Source organism: Nonomuraea rhizosphaerae, from assembly GCF_019396405.1.
GTDB classification, from domain to species: Bacteria; Actinomycetota; Actinomycetes; order Streptosporangiales; family Streptosporangiaceae; genus Nonomuraea; species Nonomuraea rhizosphaerae.
This window is the reverse complement of sequence record NZ_JAHKRL010000524.1, coordinates 1-9414: the sequence shown is the minus strand read 5'-3', so window position 1 is coordinate 9414 and position 9414 is coordinate 1. Positions and strand designations below refer to the sequence as shown.

Sequence of the window (9414 nt, the reverse complement as noted above, 5' to 3'; positions counted from 1 at the left end):
GGGTGGGTGAGTGGGGGTGGGTGAGTGGGGGTGAGTGAGTGGGGGTGAGTGAGTGGGGGTGAGTGAGTGGGGGTGAGTGAGTGGGGGTGAGTGAGTGGGGGTGAGTGAGTGGGGTGGCAGGGCGAGGCAGGCGCCTGGGAGGGCGTCGTCAAGATCGACCTCCCGTCTCGGCCGTCAACGACAGCCCCGGAGTGCCGGATCACCCACCGGCGCCGATACCGTCCAGGATGACCGCGACCAGGTCGTCGACATCCTTCGCCGCCATGGGCCGCGCCACCCCCTGAAGCAGCGCGGTCAGCACGGTTTCATGGCACACCCCGACGATCATCGCCGCCGCGGCCTCCACCTTGGCGTCGGGGTTCAGCCGCCCCAGGTCCCGCTCCGCCCGCAGATAGTCCAGGAGCCGATCGCGCCAGTCCTCGCCCGGTCTCCCCCGCTCGGCGAACCGGTCGAGAACCTTGGGCTGGGCGGCCAGCCCGGCGAACGCGGGCAGGATCGCCCGGTGCATCGCCAGCCCGTGTTCGAGGTGGGCGCGCAGATTGGCGGCGACGGTCCCGCGGCCGGGCTCCGGCAGCTCGCCGAGCCCGCGCTCGACCGACGCGACATACGCGCGCAGCGCCTCGGCCAGCAGTTCCTCCTTGTCCGCGAAGTGGTTGTACAGCACTCCGTCGGCGACCCCGGCCTCGCGGGCGATGGCGCGTACGGTGAGCCCCGCCGCGCCCTGCTCGGAGATCATGCGTTCGGCGGTGACGACCAGGTGTTCGCGCAGGCTCCGGTCGCCCTCCCGGAGCACCGCCGCTCTTCTCGGTGACATCGACTCAGATCGTAGTGCCAGGCGTCCCTCTCGACCGGGCCGTGTGGGCGACGCCGGAGGTGGGGCCGTAAAGGATCATCGGGTCGCCGTCACGAGCCAGGCGGTGGCGCGCAGTCTGACGGCGCCCGCGCGCGCGAAACGGCCGAACGCGGTCTCGACGGCCGCCCGTGCCGGCGCGGGATCGGCCGGGCCGAGGTTGAACCGGACCGGGCCCCAGCCCATGAGGAAGTCGGCGGCCTCCGCCGGGTCGCCGCCCCAGATCGACTCCGCCTCGGTGAAGGAGGCGGAGATGTCGCGGAAGCCGGCGGCTGTCAGCAGTGTCGTGATGTGCTCCGGGTCGGAGAGCGAGAGCGGCCCGCCCCCATGGTCGCCGAATGCCCGGCCCTGGGGCAGGTGCCCGGCCAGCACGCTCATGACCTCGCCCAGGTCCGTGCCGGCCGGGTCGGTCATGCTGATGAAGGCGAGACGTCCGCCGGGCCGGAGGGCGCGGTGGATGTTGGTGAAAGCGGCGACCGGGTCGGCGAAGAACATCACCGCGAAGCGGCTCACCGCCACGTCGAGGCCGGCGTCCGGGAACGGGTGGACCTGGACGTCACCCTGCTCGAAGCTCACATTCGGCACATCACCGGCGGCCGCCAGCTCGCGGGCCGTCGTGAGCATCGGCAGGGAAAGATCGACCCCGAAGGCGTGGCCGAGCGGGGCACGCCGGGCGGCCAGGCGGGTGACCTGACCGTTGCCGCACCCGATGTCGAGCACCCGGTCGCGCTCGCCGATCCTGGCCGCGTCCAGGAGCAGGTCGTTGAAGCCGCTGTTCACGGCGTCATAGCGGTCATGGTGGCGGGCCCAGTGCTCGCCCTCGTAGGTGTTCCACGCCTCGGCCTGCTGCGCGTTGACAATCTGCACGTCGCACTCCTCTTTATGAACATGCGTTCATGAACTGTCGTTCATAATAGGCGGACAGCGGCAAATCCGTCAAAGGTCGTCAGCGCATGAAGCCGATGTCCTGGTAGCGGAGGTCGTAGAAGCCGCGGGCCCCCACGTTGGCCAGCGGCTCCCTGGTGGCCACGTTCTGCGGCCTCTGGTACAGGGGCAGCACGTTGACCTCCTCCCAGATCAGCTTGTCCACCCGGTGGGTGTCCTCGTGCGCCTGCGCGAGGTCGAGGTTCTGGCCGGCGCGGCTCATCGCGGCGTCGATGTCGGGCGAGCCCGTACGGCCGAAGTTGGCGTTCCAGGACTTGCCGTTCGTGGAGTTGGCGTAGATGCCGTAGCTGCTCGACACCGGGAACGGGGTGCCGATGTAGGCGAACGAGGTGATGTCGAAGTTGCCGGGGATGACGTACTTGGTGAAGAAGTCGTCGCTCGGCACGGCCTTGATGGTGAGCTTGACGCCGATCTGGGCGAGCATGCTCTGCGCCAGCTCGCCCTCGGACTTGCTGACCTGGACGCCGGACGGGACGATGAAGCGCAGGTCGAGGGGCTTGCCGTCCTTCTGCCGGATGCCGCCGGCGGCCGGGCGCCAGCCCGCCGCGTCGAGGAGCTGACGGGCCCGGCCGGGGTTGTAGGCGCCGAGGGGGCCGGCGTTGTCCTGGTAGCCCTCCTGGGTGTTCATCAGGAAGTGGTTGTTGAGCAGGGTGATGGGCCAGTCGAGGCCCTGGAGGTCGGACTGGGCGATGGCCTGGCGGTTGATGCCGAGCTGGAGCGCCTGGCGTACGCGCCGGTCCTTGAGCGGCTCGCTGGAGCCGTTGAAGGTGAAGTGGCGGAAGTCGGGACCGGCGGCCTGGCGGACGACGGCGCCCTGGGTGGCCTTGGCGCGCGCGTAGGCGGGCGCGGAGGGGCCGACGTCGGTGACGTCGAGCTCGCCGTTGCTGAACGCGCCGATCAGCGAGTCCTGTTCGGAGGAGCGGTAGATGATCTGGTCGAGCTTGGCGCGCTCGCCCCACCAGGCGGGGTCGCGGACGATCGTGACCGTCTTGGCGGTCTGGTCGAAGCTCTTGAACGTGAACGGCCCGGCGGTGACGGGGATCCGGTTCAGCCAGGCGTTGTTGAACGCCTCGGGGGTGCTGTTGGTGGAGGCCGGCAGCAGCGGCCCGAACAGCGACTTCCAGTCCCCGAACGGCCGCGAGAACGTCACGACCACCTCGAAGTCGTCACGTCCGCGCCGTACGTCCGCGATGTCCTGGTAGCCGGTGGACGAGACGATGTGGTACGCCGGGTCGGAGCCGTTGAGCGCCTTCCACTGGGCCTGGTAGTCGGCCCAGGTGACCGGCTTCCCGTCGGACCACTTGGCCTTGGGGTTCAGCGTGTACGTGACGACCTGGCGCGGCTCCTGGGCGGTGACCTCGGCCTTGGTCAGGTAGTCGGGGTTCTCGGTGATCTCGGCCTTCTCGTCCGACCGGAACGGCGAGGGCAGCAGCGCGTTGCTGATCACCGTGGCGACGGCGAGGTTGCCGTCGACGTGGTTCCTGTTCCACTGACTGGGGAACTCGTTGATGCCCCACCGCAGCGTGCCGCCGTCCTTGACCTTGTCGCGCGGCTGGGGGTTGATGTCGTACGCCCTGACGATCTCGTCGCCGCCGGGCCCGAGCGCGCGCCCGCCCGAGCCGCCCCCCGGCCAGCTTGCGCAGCCCGCCACGAGCCCGCAGGTGGCGACCACGAACGAGCCGGCCGCGAGCAGACGTGATGCTTTCATCGAGCGATTCCTCCTAGATGACGTCCTGGGCGATGCCCTGGACGACGTCGGCCTTGTGTGCGTAGTGGCAGGCCGCGCCCTGATCCGCGGTGACCGGGCGGACGTCGGGCTCCTCGGCCACGCACAGTCCCCGCTCGTCGTCGCTCAGCACGGTCCGGAACTTCGGACATCTGGTACGGAAGCGGCAGCCGGACGGGGGGTCGGCCGGGCTGGGGAGGTCGCCTTCGAGCAGGATCCGCCGGCGCGAGCGCTCGCGGACCGGGTCGGGCAGGGGGATCGCCGACAGGAGCGCCTGCGTGTACGGGTGGGCGGGGGCGTCGTAGACGGCGCCGACGGGCCCGATCTCGGCGATCCTGCCCAGGTACATGACGGCCACCCGGTCGGCGATGCAGCGCACCACGGCCAGGTCGTGGGCGACGAACAGGTACGACAGGCCCAGCTCGGTCCGCAGCCGGTCGAGCAGGTTGATCACCCCCGCCTGGATGGAGACGTCGAGCGCGGAGACCGGCTCGTCCAGGGCCAGGAGCCGGGGTTCGAGGGCCAGGGCGCGGGCGATGCCGATGCGTTGCCGCTGGCCGCCGGAGAAGTCCTGGGGGTAGCGGGCGGCGTGCTCGGCGTCGAGGCCGACCAGGCGGATCAGCTCGCGTACGCGGCTGACCGGCCTGCCGTGGGTGCGCAGGGGCTCGGCCAGGATGTCGTGGACGGTCATGCGCGGGTCGAGCGAGGCCAGCGGGTCCTGGAAGACGACCTGCATGTCGCGCCTGACGGCCATGCGGGCGCGGGGGGTGAGCGCGGCGGTGTCCTGGCCGAGGACGACGATGCGGCCCTGTTGCGGGCGGGTCAGTTCGAGGATCTGGTGCAGGGTGGTGGTCTTGCCGCAGCCGGACTCTCCCACCAGGCCCAGCGTCTCGCCCTCGTGGACGTCGAAGGTGACGCCCGAGACGGCGTGGACGGTGCCGACGCGGCGCTTGAACACCGAGCCGCGCATGAGGGGGTACTGCTTGACCAGGCCCTCGACGGAGAGCACCACCCGCCGCCCCTGGGAGTCCTGGGGAGCGTCGGCCGGGCGACGGGCCGGGGCGGGCCGAGCCCGGTGCGCGGAGTGCGTGTGCTCGTCGAAAGCCCCCGCCGGCCGCACGTCCTGCCACCGGATGCACGCCGCCCACTGCCCCTCCCCCGCCTCCACCAGCGGCGGCTCGCCCTCGTCGCACGCGTCGATCCGCAGCGGGCAGCGCGGCGCGAACGGGCACCCCGGCGGCAGCGCGGCCGGGGACGGCGGCGCGCCCTCGATGGGCACCGGCCGCCCGGCCCGGTCCAGGCGCGGGACCGACCGCAGCAGCCCCACCGTGTACGGCATCCGCGCCCGGTAGTAGATGTCGTCCACGCCCCCCACCTCGACGGCCCGCCCGGCGTACATGACCATGACCCGGTCGGCGAACCCGGCCACCACCCCCAGGTCGTGCGTGATCATGACGATCGCGGCCCCGGTCTCGCGCTGGGCCTTCTTCAGCACCTCCAGCACCTGGGCCTGCACGGTGACGTCCAGGGCGGTGGTCGGCTCGTCGCAGATGATCACGTCGGGGTCGTTCGCGATGGCCATGGCGATCACCACCCGCTGCCGCATCCCGCCGGAGAACTCGTGCGGGAACGCCAGCGCCCGCTGCCGCGGGTTCGGGATGCCCACGAGGCCGAGCAGTTCGACCGCCCTGGTGAAGGCCTGCTCGCGGGTCACCCGCTGGTGCACGCGCACCGCCTCGGCGATCTGGTCGCCCACCCGGTAGACCGGCGTCAGGGCCGACAGCGGATCCTGGAACACCATGGAGATGGCCTTGCCGCGCAGGGCGGTCAGCTCGCGCTCGCGCGCCCCGACCAGCTCCTTGCCGTGCAGCCGCACCGACCCGCTCACCTTGGCGCCCGGCGGCAGCAGGCCCATGACCGCGGCCGAGGTGACGGACTTGCCGGATCCGGACTCGCCGACGATGGCGAGCACCTCGCCGGGCCGTACGGAGTAGCTCACCCCTCGTACGGCGTGCACGTCGCCGAAGGAGACGTTGAGGCCGGCGACCTCCAGGACGGGCCTCAACGCGACGACCCGGGGTCGAAGGCGTCGCGCAGGGCGTCTCCCACGAGGTTGACCGCGAGCACCGTGACCACCAGCAGCCCGGCCACGAACCAGAACGTCCACGGCGCGTACACGGCCGTCCTGGAGCCGTCGGCGATGAGCGTCCCGAACGACACGTCGGGCGGCTGGATCCCGAACCCGAAGTACGACAGGGAGGTCTCGGTGAGGATGGCGGCGCTGACGTTCAGGGTGGCGTCGACGATCAGCAGCGACGACAGGTTCGGCAGGACGTGGCGGAAGATGATCCGCACCGGGGACACGCCCATGTACCGGGCGGCCTGGATGAACTCGCGCTGCTTGAGCGAGATCGTCATCCCCCTGACCACCTTCGAGGTGATCATCCACAGGAACAGCGCCAGCATGACGACGAACAGCACCCACTGCCCCGCCCCGAACAGCGGCGACATCACGGCCAGGATCAGGAACGCGGGCAGCACCAGCAGCAGGTCGGCGCCCCAGGTGAGGGTCCGGTCGGTCCAGCCGGAGAAGTATCCGGCGAACGCCCCCGCGACGGCGGCCAGCGCGGTCGACACCAGCGCCGCCAACAGCCCGACGACCAGCGACTTGCGCATGCCGCGCAGCGTCACGGCGTACACGTCGGCGCCGGTCTGCAGGGTCCCGAACCAGTGCTCGGACGACGGCGGGCTGAGGAAGGCGGTGAAGTCCTTGTCGGTGTAGGACCACTTGCCGAGGGAGGGGCCGGCGAGGGCGAGCAGGAACAGCAGCAGGAGCACGGCGGCCCCGATCCGTCCCTGCGCCGAGCCGAGGAAGCGCCGGGCGACCGTCCGCAGCCTGGACGGCGCCCGCCCCTCCACGGGGGCCCGTGGCAGCTCCAGGGCGTCGTCGGCCGCCGTCATACCGCCCTCACCCTGGGGTCGAGCGCGGCGTGCAGCAGGTCGGCGGCCAGCGAGGCGCACAGCACCGCGACCGCGGCGACGCACGAGATGGCCGCGACGGTGTTGACGTCGTTGGTGAAGATGGAGTCGATCAGCCGCTCGCCCAGCCCGTGCCAGCCGAAGATCTTCTCGGTGAACGTGGCCCCGGTCAGCAGCGCGCCGAACGTGAACGCGAAGTAGGTCGCCACGGGGATCAGGGCCGTGCGCAGCGCGTGGCGGACGAGCGCCTGCCGCCTGCTCAGCCCCTTGGCCATGGCGGTGCGGACGAAGTCGGCGCCGAGCACGTCGAGCATGGCGTTGCGCTGGTAGCGGCTGAAGATCGCGACCAGCCCCACGGACAGCGACACCGTCGGCAGGATCAGGTGCTGGAGCCGGTCGGAGAGCGTCCCCCAGAAGCCGGCGGCGAGCCCGTCGCTGTACTCGCCGCTGACCAGGAACACCGGGTGGCCGAAGACCCGTTCGTTGGCCAGCGTGCCCAGCAGGATGAGCATGTTGGCCAGCACGACCACGGGCAGCGCCAGGACCAGGAACGACAGCCCCGCCGACATCCGGTCGAACCACCCGTACTGGCCGGCCGCCGCGGCGGCCCCGACCAGCACCCCCAGCACGCTGCCGCACACCAGCCCGACCATGACCAGCCGGAACGTCACTCCCGCGCGCCTGCTCAGGTCCTCGTTGACCGGCGAGCCGGTGACCGTCCTGCCGAAGTCACCGCGCAGCACGCCTCCGGCCCAGGTCAGGTAACGCTGGAACAGCGGGGTGCGGTCGTTGAGGTTGAGCGCCGTGAGCTGCGCGTCGACGACGGCGGGCGGCGGCTTGGGGGTGCGGTCGGCGTAGTTGGAGCGCGGGTCGAGCGCGCCGGCCGCGAGCATGTACGCGAGACTGGCCGCGACGGCGACGAGCACCAGGTAGTTCAGCAGCCTGCGGACCAGGAACGCCGCCATCGTCCCCCCTCCGGCGCGCACGACGTGTAGTCATATTGCTACACCATGTGAGCTTGGGTGCGCACCCCAGTGCCAAAGAGGAGTCTGGTTAACGTCCGGAAATCTCGTCCACGGCGGTGCGGACGTCGTCGCTGGTGATAGTGGTCAGCTCGGCGGAGCTGGCCGATCCGCCGCCCGCGGCCAGGGCGGCCAGCCGCACGTCACGGCGCATGGCGGCGCGCTCGAACAGCGACCTGGCGAAGCGCCCGTTGCCCAGCCCGTCGATGAGGTGCTCGTCGCAGACCCAGGCGAAGACCTCGTCGAGGTCACGCAGGGCGGCCTCGTCGAAGCGGTCGCCGGACTTGTCGGCCAGCAGCACGGCGATCTCCGACAGCTCCTGCGGCGAGTAGCTGGGGAAGGCGACGCGCTGGTTGAACCTGCTGGCCAGGCCGGGGTTGGTGGACAGGAAGGCGTTCATCTCGCGCTGGTAGCCGGCCAGCACGACGACGAGCCGGTCGCGGTCGTCCTCGGCCCGCTTGAGCAGCGTCTGCACGGCCTCGGCGCCGAACGCGTCGCCGCCGGAGTAGCCGGGGTTGACCAGGCTGTAGGCCTCGTCGATGAACAGGACGCCGCCCAGCGCCCGGTCCACCAGCTCGTTGGTCTTGATCGCGGTCGCGCCCAGGTGCTGGCCGACCAGGTCGGCCCGCTGCGCCTCGACCACGTCGGGCCTGGCCAGCAGGCCGAGCGCGGCGAAGACACGGCCGATCACCCTGGCCACCGTGGTCTTGCCGGTGCCCGGCGGCCCGGTGAAGACGAAGTGGCGGGTCTGCGGCGGGGTGGGCAGCCCGCGCTCCTGCCGCATCCTGGCCACCTGGAGCTGGGCGGCGATGGCGTGGACCTGGCGCTTGACGGGCTCCAGGCCGGCCATCCGGTCCAGGTCGCCGAGCGCCTCCTCCAGCGTGGGGGTGTCGGCGTAGCCGCGGAAGCGGGCGGTCAGCTCGTCGAACGCCTTGGTCACGTCGGCCGTCGTGGTGGTCACCAGGTCCTGGGTGGTCGGCGTGCCGCCCGCGCCGACGACCCGCACGTCGCGGGCGGTCGCGGCGGCCTCGACGAGGCTGCGGACGAACCGGGCGTTGCCCAGCTCGTCGACCAGGCCGCGCCGCTGGACGTCCTCGAACAGGCCGAGCAGCGCGTGGCGCGTGTCGGGCGCCATCGTGTCGCCCCTGCGCTCCTGCAGCAGCCCGGTGATCTCGGCCAGCTCGCTCGGCGAGTAGCTGGGGAAGCGGACGCGCGTGGCGAACCTGCTGGCCAGGCCGGGGTTGCTGGACAGGAACGAGGTCATCTCCTGCTCGTAGCCGGCCAGGATGATGATGAGCCGGTCGCGGTCGTCCTCGGCGCGTTTGAGCAGCGTCTGGACGGCCTCGGCGCCGAACCGGTCGGGTTGGCCGTCGGAGGAGTTGATCAGGCTGTAGGCCTCGTCGATGAACAGGACGCCGCCCAGCGCCCGGTCCACCAGCTCGTTGGTCTTGATCGCGGTCGCGCCGAGGAACTCGCCGACCAGGTCGGCCCGCTGCGCCTCGACCACGAACGGGGTGTCGAGCAGGCCGAACGCGTAGAAGATCTTCGCCACGGTGCGGGCGACGCTGGTCTTGCCGGTGCCGGGCGGCCCCAGGAAGACGAAGTGCCTGGTCGGGCGGCCCGCCTTGTAGCCGGCCTCGGCCCGCAGGCGGGAGGCCTCGATGGAGGCGGCGATCGAGCGGACCTGCTCCTTGACGGGGACCAGGCCGATCATGTTCTCCAGCTCGGCCAGCGCGTCCTCGACCGAGATGTCGGGCAGCGCGCCCGGCTGGACCGCCTGCGGCTCGGGCCTGCCCTCGCGGGCCCTGACGCGTACCTGCTCGTCGGCGGTCAGCACGGCCCTGGCCCGGCGGGCGGCGACGAAGCGCTGGACGAGGACGGCGGCGGGGGGG

General features: G+C 71.5%; 7 protein-coding genes. All 7 read right to left on the bottom strand.

The genetic code is table 11. The annotated features are described in order from the left end of the window. Nucleotides 1-199: 199 nt before the first annotated feature. Nucleotides 200-814: a TetR/AcrR family transcriptional regulator gene (locus KME77_RS27205; RefSeq protein WP_219471792.1), complete on the bottom strand. Its 615-nt coding sequence runs from the start codon at nt 812-814 to the stop codon at nt 200-202. Between the two features lie 75 nt (nt 815-889). Beyond that, entirely contained in the window at nt 890-1717 is an 828-nt protein-coding gene (locus tag KME77_RS27200) for a class I SAM-dependent methyltransferase (protein WP_219471791.1), read from the bottom strand. A gap of 79 nt (nt 1718-1796) precedes the next feature. Next, complete coding sequence (locus KME77_RS27195; protein WP_219471790.1) at nt 1797-3503, bottom strand: ABC transporter family substrate-binding protein; 1707 nt, start codon at nt 3501-3503, stop codon at nt 1797-1799. Between the two features lie 13 nt (nt 3504-3516). Next, nucleotides 3517-5586: a dipeptide ABC transporter ATP-binding protein gene (locus KME77_RS27190; RefSeq protein ID WP_219471789.1), complete on the bottom strand. Its 2070-nt coding sequence runs from the start codon at nt 5584-5586 to the stop codon at nt 3517-3519. Then, nucleotides 5583-6482, bottom strand: coding sequence for an ABC transporter permease (locus tag KME77_RS27185; RefSeq protein WP_219471788.1), 900 nt, complete (start codon nt 6480-6482; stop codon nt 5583-5585). The genes KME77_RS27190 and KME77_RS27185 overlap by 4 nt, the downstream gene beginning before the upstream one ends. After that, complete coding sequence (locus KME77_RS27180; protein ID WP_219471793.1) at nt 6479-7465, bottom strand: ABC transporter permease; 987 nt, start codon at nt 7463-7465, stop codon at nt 6479-6481. Before KME77_RS27180 ends, KME77_RS27185 begins: the two co-directional genes overlap by 4 nt. Nucleotides 7466-7553: 88 nt before the next feature. Next, a partial coding sequence (locus KME77_RS27175) for an AAA family ATPase (protein ID WP_219471787.1) occupies nt 7554-9414 on the bottom strand: 1861 nt, incomplete at its 5' end.